The sequence below is a fragment of the Chitinophaga rhizophila genome, assembly GCF_019492185.1.
Lineage (GTDB): Bacteria > Bacteroidota > Bacteroidia > Chitinophagales > Chitinophagaceae > Chitinophaga > Chitinophaga rhizophila.
The window spans coordinates 940,185-956,448 of the sequence record NZ_JAICCF010000001.1 but is presented as its reverse complement, the minus strand read 5'-3'; the positions used below and the strand labels follow the sequence as shown (position 1 = coordinate 956,448).

At 45.9% G+C, this 16,264-nt stretch carries 13 protein-coding genes; 11 read left to right on the top strand and 2 right to left on the bottom strand.

Annotated features, from left to right (window positions below):
• Positions 1-47: 47 nt before the first annotated feature.
• Complete coding sequence (locus K1Y79_RS03450; RefSeq protein WP_220248600.1) at positions 48-1,031, bottom strand: aldo/keto reductase; 984 nt, start codon at positions 1,029-1,031, stop codon at positions 48-50.
• Between the two features lie 140 nt (positions 1,032-1,171).
• A complete protein-coding gene (locus K1Y79_RS03445; protein WP_220248599.1) occupies positions 1,172-1,894 on the bottom strand; it encodes a DUF4197 domain-containing protein in 723 nt (240 codons plus the stop codon).
• A gap of 365 nt (positions 1,895-2,259) precedes the next feature.
• Here K1Y79_RS03445 and K1Y79_RS03440 point away from each other — a divergent pair, with 365 nt between their 5' ends.
• From K1Y79_RS03440 to K1Y79_RS03390, 11 genes are all read left to right on the top strand, one after another.
• Positions 2,260-3,096, top strand: coding sequence for a DUF1266 domain-containing protein (locus K1Y79_RS03440; RefSeq protein WP_220248598.1), 837 nt, complete (start codon positions 2,260-2,262; stop codon positions 3,094-3,096).
• A gap of 212 nt (positions 3,097-3,308) precedes the next feature.
• On the top strand, positions 3,309-4,469 hold the full coding sequence (locus tag K1Y79_RS03435) for an MFS transporter (RefSeq protein ID WP_220248597.1): 1,161 nt from the start codon (positions 3,309-3,311) through the stop codon (positions 4,467-4,469).
• Positions 4,470-4,748: 279 nt separating this feature from the next.
• Complete coding sequence (locus tag K1Y79_RS03430; protein ID WP_220248596.1) at positions 4,749-5,483, top strand: hypothetical protein; 735 nt, start codon at positions 4,749-4,751, stop codon at positions 5,481-5,483.
• Positions 5,484-5,493: 10 nt separating this feature from the next.
• Entirely contained in the window at positions 5,494-6,180 is a 687-nt protein-coding gene (locus K1Y79_RS03425) for a hypothetical protein (RefSeq protein ID WP_220248595.1), read from the top strand.
• A 202-nt stretch (positions 6,181-6,382) separates the two neighbouring features.
• Positions 6,383-7,279: a helix-turn-helix domain-containing protein gene (locus K1Y79_RS03420; protein WP_220248594.1), complete on the top strand. Its 897-nt coding sequence runs from the start codon at positions 6,383-6,385 to the stop codon at positions 7,277-7,279.
• A gap of 96 nt (positions 7,280-7,375) precedes the next feature.
• Entirely contained in the window at positions 7,376-8,026 is a 651-nt protein-coding gene (locus tag K1Y79_RS03415; protein ID WP_220248593.1) for an NAD(P)-dependent oxidoreductase, read from the top strand.
• Between the two features lie 205 nt (positions 8,027-8,231).
• On the top strand, positions 8,232-9,368 hold the full coding sequence (locus tag K1Y79_RS03410) for an efflux RND transporter periplasmic adaptor subunit (protein ID WP_220248592.1): 1,137 nt from the start codon (positions 8,232-8,234) through the stop codon (positions 9,366-9,368).
• Between the two features lie 22 nt (positions 9,369-9,390).
• A complete protein-coding gene (locus K1Y79_RS03405) occupies positions 9,391-12,576 on the top strand; it encodes an efflux RND transporter permease subunit (protein WP_220248591.1) in 3,186 nt (1,061 codons plus the stop codon).
• Positions 12,577-12,585: 9 nt separating this feature from the next.
• The gene (locus K1Y79_RS03400; RefSeq protein ID WP_220248590.1) at positions 12,586-13,995 is read left to right on the top strand and encodes a TolC family protein; all 1,410 of its coding nucleotides are present in this window, start codon (positions 12,586-12,588) and stop codon (positions 13,993-13,995) included.
• 132 nt (positions 13,996-14,127) lie between these two features.
• On the top strand, positions 14,128-15,225 hold the full coding sequence (locus K1Y79_RS03395; protein ID WP_220248589.1) for a sensor histidine kinase: 1,098 nt from the start codon (positions 14,128-14,130) through the stop codon (positions 15,223-15,225).
• Between the two features lie 10 nt (positions 15,226-15,235).
• On the top strand, positions 15,236-15,994 hold the full coding sequence (locus tag K1Y79_RS03390; protein ID WP_220248588.1) for a LytR/AlgR family response regulator transcription factor: 759 nt from the start codon (positions 15,236-15,238) through the stop codon (positions 15,992-15,994).
• The last annotated feature ends 270 nt before the right edge of the window (positions 15,995-16,264 follow it).

Here is a 16,264-nt window from a genome sequence, read left to right as displayed (position 1 = left end):
ATGGTCACCTGCTATAGCAAATGACCATTGCTATAATATGATTAGGATCAGGATCTGTCAACAAGCTGTTGCTGTGCAGCGCCATATCTTTCACCTGTATCCGGGTATTTCGCCAGTAGTTCATCAATGGTGTTCTTCTCTGCTTCCGTAAGTGGGATATTTACTGCGGCCGCATTCTCCTCCAGATACTTTCTACGTTTAGTGCCTGGGATAGGTACCAGGTTCTCATCCTGGTTTAGTACCCAGGCCAGTGCCAGTTGCGCAGCTGTACAGCCTTTATCAGCCGCCAGCTCTGCAAATTCTGCTGCCAGTTGATGGTTATTGGCTGCATGTTCTGACTGATACCTGGGTAATGATTTCCGGAAGTCTGTATCTCCGAGCGCTGCCAGATCCAGGGTATTCGTTACCAGGCCTCTGGCCAGCGGACTAAATGGTACAAATGTTATCTGTAGTTCATTACATAAGGGAATGATCTCTTTTTCCACATCCCGGGTAAGTAAGGAGTATTCACTCTGTAATGCTGCTATCGGATGTACTGCATGCGCCTTGCGAACAGAGTTTACCCCTGCTTCTGACAAACCCAGGTACCGCACCTTACCTTCTTTTACCAGATCTGCCATTGCGCCAACTGTCTCTTCAATAGGCACCTTCGGATCTACCCGGTGTACATAATACAAGTCAATGACGTCTGTCTGTAACCTGCGCAGACTATCCGTAACCGCCTTTTTCATATATGCGGGCGAGCCATCAAACGCGCCTGCTTTATCATCTTGGAAAGTGAACCCGAATTTGGTTGCCAGAAATATCTTTGACCTGTTAGGCTTCAATACTTTTGCTACCAGTTCTTCATTCCTGCCATTTGCATATATGTCCGCCGTATCCCAGAAGGTGATACCGAGCTCAATAGCGCGCTCCAGAGTGGCAATAGATTCAGTATCATTTGCCTCACCATAAGCATGGTTCATGCCCATACAGCCCAATCCGATTGCAGATAGAAAAATGTCGGTGTTTGCCAGTTTCCTGTATTTCATGCCATCAATGTTTGTATGTGTGTGATATTCAAAACTATATCCTAAGATACGAAGAACGTACATACAATGGTTATACTGTATAAAAGAGATAGTCCCGCCTTGTGTAGACGGGACTATCTCCATATCTGAATATTTATAAATTATCGTTGCTGTGCCTGGGCACTGCCAAACACTGTTTTCAGCAGGTCTGTTACACGGGCGGCAGGGTCCTGTCTGATCTTCTGTTCCTCTAGTGCTACTTCTGTAAAGATGCCGGCAATGGCCTTTTCTGTTACATAGGCTGTCAGATCAGTGTTGATCTTGGTAGTCGAAAACTTATTATATACAGTGAAAAGATCGGACCAGTATTTGGTGGCATCTACCTTCTTCAGCGCCTCGCCAATTACCGGACGGAATGCAGCTGTCAGGGATGCGGTAGTCTTTTCTTTGAAGTAGTTGGTTGCTGCATTGTTACCGCCTTTAAGGATACCCAGTGCATCGGTAATGGTCATCTGTTTGATAGCACTTACAAAGATAGGCGCGGCGGATTTTGCAGCTTCTTCTGCACCTTTGTTCATAGACAGGATAGCCTTGTCTACTACACTGCCCAGCCCCATGCTACGTAATGTGCTTTCCACCTTCTGAGCTTCCGGCGGCATTAGTATTTTAAGGGCTGCATTGGCAAAGAAGCCGTTCGCCGTTGAAAGCCTGTTAGTGCTGTTCTGAGTACCGATAGTCAGCGCCTCTTTCAGACCTGCTGCAATCTGGGTGGTGTTCAGTTGTCCATAGGTTGGGAGATTGTTCAGTATCTGCTGTGAGGTCTCGCAGCCAGTACTGGTAAAAATAAGTGCGGCAGCAATACATGCAAAAAAGCCTTTTTTCATAATAGATTGTATTACATCTTAAATGTTGGTTCAGCAAAGATAGTAGTCTTTTCTATCTCTCCAGCGTACAACTGGTAGATATACCTGAGCAGGCTCTTGCTTCCTGTTATTTGTCCTTAGTAACAGTGTTAAGTTGCTTGGGGTAACAGGCAACCCCTGTCTACGTCTTGCCAGGAGAATGTAGGGAAATCTGACTTAAAAATGCGATATTGCATAGGGTATGAAGAACATCGCTGACCCAGTGGGCAGCCAAATGGTATAGATCCGCTTATCATTTTTTCAGGAGTCAGGAAGACGAAAACAGCTTTAAGTAAATAACGGGGTTTCCACGCAGCTTGCCGAAATACCTGTTCAATAAATTCCACATGAAAACAATCATTATCATCGCAGCAGTTGGTGCATTATACATCATATTCGTTATTATCAAATTAATGAAGTTAAACAGCCGTGCTAAAGAGATTGCTGCCAAAGCAATGAAAGAACGCGAGCAACAAAAGGCGGCAGATAGAGAACCCTTACTCAACGAAGACGGTACCCTGTCCCTGCATGACAGACAGTATATCGCCTGCGGGGCTAACCAGGCTTACCTGCGGGGTGAGCGGCTGGATACCCTTGAAACAGATTCCGAACAGGATGATATCAGGCACCTGCTCAGGCATGAGTGGCATATCAATTCCAGGGAGAAACTCCTGGCTAAGATTGACTGGCTGGCTACACAGGGGCACCGCATTTACTTTAAACCCATTTGGCAGATACTTACGACCCTGCCAGTAAGAGAACGCCCGGAAGCACTCGATAAACTCCAGCAGTCATTTGCTGCTAAAGGTGATGATGCTCCTGTCGAACAATACGCCGCTAATATCTCCGAATGCTATAAACACCTGCGTGAAGTCTCTGATTGCTTCGAGGGTAAGAAATGTAAACTGGATGCTCTCACCTGGGATCTGGGACGCGCTATTAATCTATCTCGCTGGGGCTATGACGCAGGCTTCCTGTCCAGAGATGAAGCTATGCACAACATACGCAGGTTTGGCAGAGAGCTGCTGCACAATTATACCAGCTGGGCCAACCTGGGCGAAAACTACCTCATCGGCTTTGCTATGTGGAGTGGCGATATAGAGCAACTTGACGAACTCTATGGTGGCCATTGCGATCTCTTATCAGAAGATAGCAGCCCGTGGGTCTTGCTCGAAAGCAAATAAGATCACTCCACATATCTTTCTCTATAAAAGGGCCTGCTACTGGTATCAGTAGCAGGCCCTGATCATTTATACACATACTATAGCCCCGCTGTTCCTCGCCTGTAAGCACTCATTTGTTTAATAGCTGGCAGACCTGCCCGAATATCACTAACTTGCGGCCTCTTATTATAAAAATTGTCGGCAGCACACTTAAAAACAACATTACAAGAGGCATGAAGAAGAGCTTATTTCCCCTGATGCTCGGTGGACTGGGAATTGGTACTACAGAATTTGTCATGATGGGCCTGTTACCTGATATCTCCGCAGGAATGCATATTTCAATACCCGAGGCAGGTCATATGATATCTGCATATGCAATGGGCGTCGTAATAGGAGCGCCCTTACTGGTAATGCTTGGCGGTAACTATCCGCCCAAAAAGATACTTATCGCACTGATGGTCATATTCACTGCATTTAACGGACTATCAGCCTTTGCACCTACTCCGTTTACACTGTTAATGGCTCGTTTCTTTTCCGGATTACCACATGGGGCCTTTTTCGGTGTAGGTTCAGTAGTAGCCAGCCGGCTGGCCGATAAAGGTAAACAGGCGCAGGCCATATCCATGATGTTTGCGGGTCTTACCATCGCTAACCTGCTGGTAGTGCCATTAGGTACCTGGGTAGGTCATCACTACGAATGGCGCTATACATTCGGCATCGTAGCAGTAATAGGTATCATCACACTGATATTCCTGAAACTGTGGTTGCCTGCGCTGGAGGTGGACAGCGCCGGGGATAACCGCTCTCAATTACAGATATTCAGAAGTCCGCAAACCTGGCTCATTGTACTGATCACAGCTATCGGTACAGGCGGCTTATTCGCATGGATCAGTTATATCGCTCCGCTGATGACCAATATCTCGCACTTTGCACCTGACAGTGTATCCGGTATTATGGTATTGGCTGGTTTCGGTATGGTAGTAGGTAACTTCATCGGTGGTCGTATGGCTGATAAGTTCAATCCTGCCAAAACCTGTGCAATGCTCCTGATCGCAATGGCAGTTACGCTACTATGTATTTATTTCTTCTCTGCAAATCAAACAGTCTCTCTTATATTAACGTTTGTTGCCGGAGCACTGTCCATTGCGCTGGCAGCACCAATACAGATACTGATGATAGATACTGCGAAAGGAGCAGAAATGCTGGGAGCTGCTGTAACACAGGCTGCGTTTAACATCGGTAACTCGCTGGGCGCTTTCCTGGGAGGCTTACCGCTGACTGCCGGCTACGGATATAACTCTCCTGTACTGGTAGGCACTGCAATGGCCCTGGGCGGCGTATTCTTTGCTTACCTGCTTATCAGAAGACAGAAAGAAATGGTATTGACTACTTAATCATCAATATATTCATATGTTGGAGGTCCGGTGTTGTTCTATAGATGGACACACCGGATTTTTTATTTTGCGGAACCCATAGAAGATAACTATGGGTGTTTTATTGTCATAATGACATGTTTCTTTATACTATTGTGTTTTATCCAACTGTTACTGTTATATTATATTAGGATATTTTATTTGTAAAGCTTGCTATTTCTAATTATAAAATATAATATTGCAAGATAACATACCAACCAAAAAGTAATTTATCTCTTAACCCATAACCCACTTTTCGCTATGAAAAAGTTTTACGTGGCTGCTTTTTTATTAAGTGCATTTGCATGTAAAAAAGACGCATCAATTGTTACGGATAGTAAGCAAGAAAGCCATACAGTCCCTGTACTATCTAAGAATTTTGACATTAATAATGCATCCAAGGCCGAGGTGATGTCAATACTCTCTTACCTTGACAATGCATCTCCAGCAGAAAAGAAGCATTTATATGAAAGATTGTTCGGTCCAGCGCCATTACCTGAACAGATGGTAGCAAGAACTGTTAATAGTACTGCAAATGCTAATATGAATGAATATACACCCGAACAAATTTTAGCATCTATGCAACCGGTTCAAAACGGTAACTTCTGGGACGCTGATGGTGTCGCTGAAACAATGAGAGGTGGGCATTGGGGATTAGTGTTATTTTATAAATGGACAATACTTTATAGCCCTATATTCCCCTTCATCGTGCAATCTACCGAAAAAGTGGAATTAGCTGACGAAGTTAATCATAGTAACGTTGAAAGTAGATATGCAATACAAACGCTCTCCCATTCAGGTTCTGCGATCGTAGGTATCGCGCCATTTGCTTCCTGGGCTGAGATTGGCAACATACTTTATCATGGTATTTACACAGCTCATTCCTCTGTAGATGGGGTGTTATCAGGTATGTCCATGCACCGAAGCGTGCAAGCATCGAGGATATTCAACGCAGGAGCTGTCATCCATTCAGGTGGACAACGTGCAAAATTGTAAAGATTTCAAAATGTTTAAGATGGTCTTTCGACTTATACTATTGGGTTGTCTTTTATCTTGTAAATTAAGTGAAACGGAACTAAGTACTGATACAAATGAAGGAGTCTTTATTATTTCCAGCTCATTTAGACATCCCGTGACTGGCAAGATGGTTCCATATTTTCCCGACGATTCGGTATTTTGTTCTGGTTCATCAGGAATAGAGAAAGTGACAAAGACTAACCAGGTGATAATTGAAGATAAGCTAGCGAGCAGTCAGGATGAACCAGATACATATTTTCTTATCGATTTTGAAAAGCAATACTTTGCCGAAGTAAAAGATTTACAGAATATTAGTAAGGCAATCAGTATTAATAAGCCATTTAGTTCGCCAAAAAAGCTGGGAATGGAATTTAATACTACTTTTTATAATAAAGAGCCTTACACCTCTGTAGATACAACAATCGGCGGTACAAAATATACCTTGATACGATATCAGTCCACGCTGGATGAGTTTAAAGGAGCAAACATGTCATTGTATCTTACTCCAATGCCGAAAGGAAGTATCACTATATTTCCGCGCATGGAGGGTTTTTTTAAAGCGCGGTTTGCACGGCTAGAGGTAACTACTCTGAAAGGAGAAGAAGTGAACCTCCAACTTACCTTCCAACCAGGTTTAAGCAACTATTGGAAGTCTATATTCAAAAAACTATCGTAGTTTTACACCGTCATAGTAGTTTAATAAGCGTAGCGCCAGTATTTAGGTGCTACGCTTTTTCTTTAATACCACCTCCACGCACTACGCCTGTCTCACTCTGCAGCTGGATCGTATGTAATGCCACCTGCATCAATCAACTGCGCTATTTTGTTATCTCCTGCAAACAACCGAGATTGCTGACATAAACTGCACATCTTACATTATGAGCCGTCCTGTACAATCAGCTATTACCAGGTACCAGTTTAAAGAAGGATTGCCGGTAGAATTCGAATTGATTTCCCTGGCAGATCTCTATCAGCAAAATAAAACAGTGTTAACTTCTCCACACCGCGCATCGTTTTATCACGTGTTGTGGTATAAAAAGGGCGGCTTTGATCATATGGTCGATTTTCAGCCTGTACGCATTGAAGATAACATGCTGCTCTTCCTGAGCCAGGACATCGTTCATGCTTATACAGACAATGCCGCGATACACGGAAAAGGCATCCTATTCACAGATACATTTTTCGGATCTTCTGAAACAGATGTACGAATGCTCAAAGAAACGATCCTCTTCAATGACCTCTTCGGCATTTCTACTGTACATATACCAAAAGGCGCTACTGCCTTCGATGCCATCTTCGAACTGATGGAAAAGGAGGCAGGAAATACGCCTGATCAGTATCAGGCCCGCATCCTGAGAAACCTCCTGCATAACTTCCTGTTGCTAGCGGAAAGAGAACGGCGTACCCAGGACTTCAAAGAAATCAGAAAGGGGCCTGATCTGGACTATGTACTACTATTCCGTGACTTGCTGGAGACGCAATACCGCACACATAAGCAGGTAAGCTATTACGCTACTGAACTGAGTGTAACAGAAAAGCGGCTCAATCAGGCAACATCAAAGATACTAGGTAAAACCTCCAAGCAGATGATCGACGAACGGATTATGCTGGAAGCAAAAAGACTGCTCGTGCATTCTGCAGATACAATTAAGGAAATCGCCTATCAGCTGGGATTTATGGAACCCACCAACTTTATCAAATACTTCCGCAAACACAGTCAGTATACACCTGTGGAGTTCCGGGAAAAGCTGACCACTTCCAAAACCGGTACGTAGATTGCTACGTCAGAAAAGTATCATGGAAAGGCTCAAATTTACCTTTTCATGATGCTTATCAATACGGAACTTTGTCAAAACAAAAAATAATCACAAATGGCAAATATCATCTTAATCGGAGCCAGCGGATTTGTAGGCTCAGCTATATTGAAAGAAGCACTGAACAGAGGTCACCAGGTGAAAGCAGTTGTACGCAACCCTGAGAAGATAACTGTGAAAGACGACAAACTCGAAGTGGTTGCCGCTGATGTACAGGATGTAACAGCGCTGACTCCTATATTGAAAGGCGCAGATGCGGTGATCAGTTCCTATAACCCGGGATGGACTAACCCGAACATTTATAATGATACCCTGACTGGTTATAAGGCAATATTGGATGCTGTAAAAGGTGCTGACGTAAACAGACTGCTGGTTGTAGGCGGTGCTGGTTCCCTGTTTGTCAAACCTGATGTGAGAGTGATGGATACGGGCGTATTACCGGAAGCTATCCTGCCAGGTGTGAAAGGGCTGGCAGATGTATACTACACATACCTGAAACCGGAAACTACCCTGGATTGGGCATTCTTCTCACCGGCAGGCAATATTGCTCCCGGCGAGCGTACCGGCTCATTCAGACTTGGTAAAGACGATCTGATTGTCAATGAGAAAGGCGAAAGCAACATCTCTGTTGAAGACTATGCGCTTGCCATGGTCAATGAACTTGAAACTCCGCAGCATCACCAGGTGCGTTTTACCATAGGATACTAAATTGTTCCGATACAAGGAAAGGCGGCTTCGTTCATGAAGCCGCCTTTTTTCATTGTTTTTATCCCCCCAATCCCGCCCGGTTCATAATACCCTCTCTCCGGTTCACCTTCCGTTTTTTCCGGTTCATCCAGATCATCACCCCATACTTTTTTGAATCAATGGACCTTTGCTCCGGCAATACGAAAAATCTGCCGTCAAATAACGTATGAGTAACAATAGAATGCCGGTACTGATAACATCATTCCTTGCATGGGTCATTATAAACGGGTGTCAGTCAGGAAAGGCCAACGAAAGCGCTGCGCAGGCAATGCCGACTCCGGAACTGCCTGTATTGACCCTCGATACTGCTACTGCTTTAACGGCACGGGAGTATGCTGCCATCCTGGAAGGCAAGGAGAATGTAGACATACGGGCACAGGTCAATGGATATCTCGAAAAAGTATATGTCGAAGAAGGAAGTTTCGTAAGACAAGGGCAGCCACTGTTTAAAATCAACGACAGGCCTTACCAGGCGCAGCTGGAAAAGGATGTCGCCTCCCTGCATGCTATGCAGTCTGCAGAAGCTAATGCTGCACTGGAAGTAGAGAAAATGAAGCCGCTGGCTGAAAACAAGGTAGTGTCTGCTATACAGCTCAAAACCGCACAGACCAGTCTCCAGACTGCCAAAGCCAATGTAGAACAGGCCAAGGCTGCAATTGCCGCAGCTCAGGTCAATGTGGGCTTCACTGTTATCAAAGCGCCTGTAAGCGGCTACATCGGCCGTATTCCTAAAAGAACTGGCAACCTGGTAAGCGCCACCGACGCTACTCCGCTGACTACCTTATCCGATATCAGTAAGATATACGCTTACTTTTCCATGAGCGAAAATGACTTTATCCGCTTCAGCAAAGGCGCTGCGGGTACCACCTTGCAACAGCAGCTGCAACATATGCGCCCGGTATCACTGGTGCTGTCCAACGGGGAAGATTTCTCTGAAAAAGGCCGTATTGAGATGGTAGATGGTCAGTTCAACAGAACAACGGCGGCAATCAGTGTACGCGCTACCTTCCCCAACCCTGCGGGTGTACTCAGATCGGGTAATACCGGTAAGGTGCGGATAGAGCAGCTGATGCCTGGCGTCGTGCTGATACCGCAGTCTGCTACTATGGAACTGCAGGATAAAATATTCGTCTACCAGCTCGTTGACAGCAACAAAGTAAGAAGACAGCCCATCATCACTGCCGGCACTACTGAAGATAACTTCATCGTAGTAGACGGTGTGAAGTCCGGAGACAGGATCGTGACTGCAGGTATGGAAACTATTACCGAAGGGACCGTGATCAAACCAGTTGCAAAGAAATAACCAGCCATAAGCCTAAGAATCTATGCTTAATAAAATTATTCAGAGACCGGTACTGGCTACAGTACTATCGGTCATCCTTGTGATACTTGGAATAGTGGGGCTGAGCCGCCTGCCGGTCACCCAGTTCCCTGACATCGCCCCTCCCAGCGTAGTAGTAGCTGCTACCTTCCCGGGAGGTAACGCGGCCACCGTACTCCGCTCTGTCGTAACGCCGATTGAAGAAGCGGTAAACGGTGTGGAGAATATGACATATATCCAGTCAACCGCCAGTAACGACGGTACTGCCTCTATTACTGTCTTCTTTAAACTGGGTACCGACCCAGATCAGGCGGCCGTGAATGTACAGAACCGCGTCTCGCAGGTTACCAGCCAGCTGCCTGCCGAAGTGATACAGGCGGGGGTGACCACCACCAAACAGCAGAACGGTATGATCATGGTACTGGACCTGTATAGTGAAGACAGGGCCAAATATGACGAAACGTTCCTCCAGAACTATGCAAAGATCAACGTAGTTCCCGAACTGAAACGTATTCCGGGTGTGGGACAGGTACAGATCTTTGGCGCAAAGGATTACTCAATGCGTGTATGGCTGGACCCTGAAAAGCTGTCAGCCCACAACGTTACCTCAACAGATGTTATTAGCGCCATCCAGGACCAGAGCCTGGAAGCTGCGCCGGGTAAGTTCGGAGAAGGCAGCAATGAGCCGCTTTCCTATGTAATTAACTATACGGGTAAGTTCAACAATCCCGAACAATATGAGCATATCGTGGTGCGTGCAGATGCCGACGGGTCTGTATTGTACTTGAAAGACCTTGCCCGCGTAGAGTTGGGTGCTGCCAACTATACTACCGATAACAGACTGAATGGAAATGATGCGGTAACAATGGCCGTATTCCAGACCAACGGGTCCAACGCCAACGCTATTCAGCTGGCAGTAGAAGAGTCGATGGAGAAAGCTTCAGCCGGTTTCCCGAAGGGTGTGAAATATCATATAACGATGAGTACCAAAGAACAGCTGGATGTATCGATCGAACAGGTAAAACATACCCTCATCGAAGCATTCATCCTGGTATTCGTAATTGTATTCATCTTCCTGCAGGATTTCCGTTCTACCCTGATACCCGCTATCGCAGTGCCGGTATCCCTGGTAGGTACGTTCTTCTTCCTGCAGATGCTGGGCTTCTCTATCAATATGCTTACACTGTTTGCACTGGTACTGGCTATCGGTATCGTGGTGGATGATGCGATCGTGGTCGTGGAGGCGGTACATGGCAAAATGGAGCGTTCTCACCTGAACCCACGGGCGGCTACTGTTTCTGCATTGAGCGAGATCTCGGGCGCTATTATATCCATTACACTGGTAATGACGGCGGTGTTCCTGCCGGTTGGTTTCATGGAAGGTCCTACCGGCGTATTCTACCGCCAGTTTGCCTTCACCCTGGCTATAGCCATTCTGATATCTGCCTTTAACGCGTTAACATTGAGTCCTGCTCTGTGTGCACTTATTCTGAAGAATAATCATACCGGCGGTCATGACAATCACAGTAAAAAAGGTTTCAGCCGTCGCTTCTTTGCTGCCTTCAATACGGGCTTTAATGCTGTCACAAACAAATATGCACGTGGGGTTAAGTCACTGGTACGCTTTAAATGGATTGCATTAGGCGGATTGGCAGCTATCACCGGTGTTTCTGTATGGCTGATGAATAGTACGCCAAAAGGGTTCATTCCGAATGAAGATGGCAGCTTCGTAGCGCTATCCCTGTCTCTTCCGGCAGGATCGGGCATGGAGCGTACTACCGAGGTGCTGAAACGTGCAGACAGCATCCTGCGTACCATCCCGGCAGTGGAATCGGCTACAACTATTTCCGGATTTAACCTGCTCAGTAATAGTGCCGGCCCTGCTTATGCATTAGGTTTTATGAAACTGAAGCCTATCGAAGAACGTGGCGATGTGCAGGAGATCAATGCGGTGGTAGGCGTGATCAACGAAAAACTGGCCACAATCAAAGAAGGTACATTCAACATCTTCACATTCCCTACCGTACCAGGCTTTGGTAGCTTTAACGGTCTGGAACTGGTGTTGCAGGACCGTACCGGCGGATCTATCGATAAATTCAGCCAGACAGCCAACGCCTTCATCGGAGAAATGATGCAGCAGCCGGAAATAGCGGTAGCCTTTACCATGTTCCGTGCTGACTTCCCACAATACCAGCTGGAAGTAGATGCTGTGAAAGCGAAACAATTAGGTGTAAGTGTCAGTAACCTGTTAAGCAACCTGCAGACAAATCTGGGTAGCAGCCAGGCTTCTGACTTCAACCTATTTGGTAAATATTACCGGGTAATGGTGCAGGCAAGTCCTGACAGCCGCAGCAAACCGGAAAGCCTGGATGGCATGTTTGTCAGGAATGATAAAGGCGAAATGGTGCCGGTAAATAATATCATAAAATTGAAAAGAGTGTACGGTCCGGAAACCATGAACCGTTACAACCTGTACAACTCTATTGCGCTGAATGCTGTTCCTAAACCAGGATACAGTACAGGTGATGCAATCAATGCTGTAGAAAGACTGGCGGCTTCCAAACTGCCTGCAGGCTATAGCTTCGAGTGGACTGGTCTCAGCCGTGAAGAAAAGATGGCTGGCAGCCAGATGATAGTCATCTTTGCCCTGGCACTGATATTCGTATACTTCCTCCTGGCGGCGCAGTATGAAAGCTATCTGTTGCCATTGGCGGTAATATGCTCTATCCCTACAGGTATCCTGGGCGTGTTCCTCGGTATCCGTGCGGCTGGTATTGACAACAACATCTATGTACAGGTCGGGCTTGTAATGCTGATAGGATTGCTGGCAAAAAATGCTATCCTGATCGTGGAGTTCGCTGTACAACGCCGCAAAGCAGGTAAAACGCTGGTATCCGCCGCCATAGAAGCTGCCAAACTGAGATTGAGACCAATCATCATGACTTCGCTCGCATTCGTGGCTGGCTTATTACCGCTGATGACAGTGAAAGGCCCTTCCGCTGAAGGTAACCACTCCATCAGTATCGGTACGGCCGGAGGTATGCTGACAGGCGTGATACTGGGTATATTCATAATACCGGTACTGTTCGTAGTATTTCAATATCTCCAGGAAAAGGTATCACGCAAGCCTCCGGTAGAGAAACCAGCAGAAAACGGTCAATTATTGCACCACGCTCACATGCAGCACTAATCATTAACAATGAACAAGTATTTATATATCATGGGTGTTGCTGCCGTAATGATGACAGCAGCATCCTGTAAAGTAGGGAAGGAATATTCCAGACCTTCAGTAGATATGCCCAAGGCATTCCGCGGTCAGCCAACTGCTGATACCAACAGCATAGCTGCGCTGCCTATTCATTCATTCATCAGGGACACTGCCCTGCTTGCACTGATAGACAGTGCGCTTACCAGGAACTTTGACGTACAGATCGCACTGAAGAATATAGACGCAGCCAGTCAGTCGCTAAGAACGGCCCGCATGGGAAGGCTGCCAGCTGTAGATCTTCAGATACAAGGCACCCGTAACTGGCCCTCAAAAAACAGTTTGAACGGCTCCCTCTCTGAACAGTTTATCGGTACCAGGTACATGGACGACTATAGCGCCAACGTTGCATTAACATGGGAAGTGATAGCCTGGGGAAAGATCAGCAGACTGAAAGAAGCTGCGCTGGCTACCTACCTGCAGTCGGCAGAGGCCTCCAAAGCAGTGCAGACAAGAGTGATCAGTGATGTGGCACAGGCCTACTACAACCTGCTGATGCTGGATACGCAAAAGGATGTGGCCTATAAGAACAAACAGCTGTCTGATAGTACACTGCGTATAGTTAAACTGCAATACGCTTCAGGTATGGCCACCAACCTGGCTGTAGAACAAACGGAAGCACAGCTAAGGGTATCCATGGCATTGATACCCCAGATAGAACAACAGATCACGTTGCAGGAGAATGCCCTGAAAGTACTGGTAGGAGAAATGCCAGGCAGCATTGTCAGAAACAGTCTGCAGTCAATGACCGCTGATACTGCCCTATCTGCCGGCGTACCCGCCAGCCTGTTATCGCGCAGACCCGATGTACGTGCAGCTGAAATGGCCGTAAAGGTAGCAAATGCAAGAGCAGGCGTAGCACAAGCCGCCATGTATCCTGCATTGAATATCACCGCGGGCGTAGGGGTCAATTCATTTAAAATTAATAACTGGTTAAATATTCCGGGCAGCCTTTTTGAAACAGTAGGCGGCAGCATCACACAACCTATCTTCAGACGCAGGCAGTTAAAAACAGAATGGGAAACAGCTAAGATAGAATGGGAAAAGAGCGCTATTGAGTTTAAACGCTCCGTAGTTGGCGCTGTACAGGAAGTAAGTGATGCATTGGCAAAAATGGATAAGCTGCAACAGCAATATACATTTACGCAGCAACGTGTGGACAGACTCGAAATTGCCACACACGACGCCAGCCTGCTGTTTCAAAACGGTATGGCCAACTACCTCGAAGTGATCACCGCACAGAGTAACGCCCTGCAAAGCGAACTGGATCTGGCCGCCGTCAAACGCGATCAGCTGAACGCTGCCGTTGACCTGTACCGTGCACTGGGAGGGGGATGGAAATAAATATGTAACTTAGAACAATCAGGAATCAGGAGTCAGGAATGATAGAGGATGATATGATCGTATCATTAACGGGTACAAAGACATTAACAGCAATTCCTGATACCTGATTCCTCACTGTTTTCAAATGTATCAATGGTAAATACCAGAACAGATAAACTCTTCAACAAATATTACCGGGTCTTCGTTATCCCCCTGGTATTTATATTGTACGTCTTCATCTCTTACATCATTAATCCGTTCAGCAGGTACTGGGAGTATGTGTCTCATCTGTCAGTCAGCAAAACACTGTTTGAACTCTTTATTTCACTGATTGTCTCCTGGATGATTGCAGAGGTAAGCCTGGCAGTTGCCCGCTGGATGGATAAATGGCTGTCGTGGGATACACAGCCACTAAAACGTAGTATTATTCAGACAGTTCTGGTGCTGATAGCAGTTTTCTTATTATTGAACGTACTGGACTATACGCTGTTTCTGATATTGCCGCCCCCTCCGCCGGAATTGGCTGCAACCTTTGACAAAACGGATGAATGGCAGTTCTTTGTTGTCTGTAGCCTGGTATCCATATTAATTACCGCCGTGCATACAGGAAACTATTTTTTAAAACGCTGGAAGACCTCCATGCTGGAAGCAGCTCAATTGCAACTGGATGCAGCACACTTGAAAGAGACAGCGATGCAGGCACAGTTACAGTCACTTAAGCTGCAACTGGATCCGCACTTCCTCTTCAATAACTTTAGTACACTCTCCGCCCTCATAGAAGAAGAACCTAAACTCGCTATGTCTTTCCTGGAAAAACTGTCCAGGGTATACCGCTATATGATCGCTAACCTTAACAGCGATGTGATCAGCCTGAGTCAGGAACTGAATTTTATTGACGCATACGCCTTTCTGATAGATATCAGGCATGGTGAAAACGTGAATATTAGCATTAGTGTCTCTGCTGCCAATAGAAATAAAGGTATTCCTCCTATAACACTACAGTTGCTGATTGAGAACGCCATCAAACATAACATTGCATCTACGCAGCAACCACTTTATATTACCATCTACGATGAAGGAGACACTTTAATCGTTAAAAACAATATCCAACTAATACCGCATACCTTACCCTCCACCGGTCTGGGATTGAAAAATATCCGTAAACGATATGAGCTGCTCTTCGATGAAGCAGTAGATATCGATAACCACGATGGTGAATTTAAGGTACGCTTACCATTAGTTGATTTTTAAAAGCTTATCTATGCAGGTCGTAATAATAGAAGATGAGAAACCCAACGTTACGCGGTTGAAGAAGATGTTGACAGAAGTCGATCCTGATACAGAGGTGATCGCGGTGCTCGACACTATTACAGAAAGCGTTACCTGGTTCCACCAGCATCCGCACCCGGATGTGGTATTGATGGATATCCGTATTGCCGACGGACTTAGCTTTGATATTTTTCCGAAAGTGAAATTTGATTGTCCGGTGATATTTGTCACCGCCTATGATGAATATGCAGTTCGCGCATTTAAAGTGAACAGCCTTGATTATCTGCTGAAGCCTGTTGAAAAAGAAGACCTGACACAGGCGCTTGAAAAAGTAAGGTCTATGAAACCTCAGCCCGATACAGAAGACCTGATGAAACACCTGCTTGAGCTGCTGAGCAAAAAAGAGGTGACATACCGTACCCGCTTTATGATCCCCTTCCGCGACGAATACAGAACAATCTCTGTCGCAGATATTGATTTCGTTTTTTATAGTGTTACCGGCACTCACCTGGTGCTGAAAGATGGATCACATGTACCTGTCAGCCTGACGTTGGAAGAGCTGGAAGAGCAACTTGACCCGCAGGTGTTTTTCCGGGTTAACAGGCAACATATTATTCATGCAGATAGTATTGAGAAGATACAAACTTATTCTACCAGTAAATTGCGCGTAGTATTAAAACGCGATCGGGAAAGAGAAGTACTGATCAGCCGGGAGAAGGTGCCATTGTTTAAGCAGTGGCTGGATAGATAGTCAGGATCTGAAAGGATTGAGAATAATAGGTATCCGCTCCCTGCTATGATTATAGAAGGATATAAGAAAACGTGGACTTGATACGGAGATGTTGTCTACATCATTAGTTATCGGGATAAGCTGCAATAATGATAGCGATCGTGCCTGATGGCAACAGCGGGTTTATAACAGCAGGGCGCTGTCAGCAGAAAATAGGAGTGGAGGTGATAGCACCCCCCGGCTTAGTACGTTTTTTAAATGGTATATATGCTCACTGATATGCCACCCGCA

What these genes read in the sequence shown, in the direction of transcription:
- K1Y79_RS03395 (WP_220248589.1), top strand. Translation starts at nt 14,128, where the DNA reads ATGGTAAATACCAGAACAGATAAACTCTTCAACAAATATTACCGGGTC.
- K1Y79_RS03435 (WP_220248597.1), top strand. Translation starts at nt 3,309, where the DNA reads ATGAAGAAGAGCTTATTTCCCCTGATGCTCGGTGGACTGGGAATTGGT.
- K1Y79_RS03440 (WP_220248598.1), top strand. Translation starts at nt 2,260, where the DNA reads ATGAAAACAATCATTATCATCGCAGCAGTTGGTGCATTATACATCATA.
- K1Y79_RS03400 (WP_220248590.1), top strand. Translation starts at nt 12,586, where the DNA reads ATGAACAAGTATTTATATATCATGGGTGTTGCTGCCGTAATGATGACA.
- K1Y79_RS03405 (WP_220248591.1), top strand. Translation starts at nt 9,391, where the DNA reads ATGCTTAATAAAATTATTCAGAGACCGGTACTGGCTACAGTACTATCG.
- K1Y79_RS03410 (WP_220248592.1), top strand. Translation starts at nt 8,232, where the DNA reads ATGAGTAACAATAGAATGCCGGTACTGATAACATCATTCCTTGCATGG.
- K1Y79_RS03390 (WP_220248588.1), top strand. Translation starts at nt 15,236, where the DNA reads ATGCAGGTCGTAATAATAGAAGATGAGAAACCCAACGTTACGCGGTTG.
- K1Y79_RS03445 (WP_220248599.1), bottom strand. Translation starts at nt 1,894, where the DNA reads ATGAAAAAAGGCTTTTTTGCATGTATTGCTGCCGCACTTATTTTTACC.
- K1Y79_RS03430 (WP_220248596.1), top strand. Translation starts at nt 4,749, where the DNA reads ATGAAAAAGTTTTACGTGGCTGCTTTTTTATTAAGTGCATTTGCATGT.
- K1Y79_RS03425 (WP_220248595.1), top strand. Translation starts at nt 5,494, where the DNA reads ATGTTTAAGATGGTCTTTCGACTTATACTATTGGGTTGTCTTTTATCT.
- K1Y79_RS03420 (WP_220248594.1), top strand. Translation starts at nt 6,383, where the DNA reads ATGAGCCGTCCTGTACAATCAGCTATTACCAGGTACCAGTTTAAAGAA.
- K1Y79_RS03415 (WP_220248593.1), top strand. Translation starts at nt 7,376, where the DNA reads ATGGCAAATATCATCTTAATCGGAGCCAGCGGATTTGTAGGCTCAGCT.
- K1Y79_RS03450 (WP_220248600.1), bottom strand. Translation starts at nt 1,031, where the DNA reads ATGAAATACAGGAAACTGGCAAACACCGACATTTTTCTATCTGCAATC.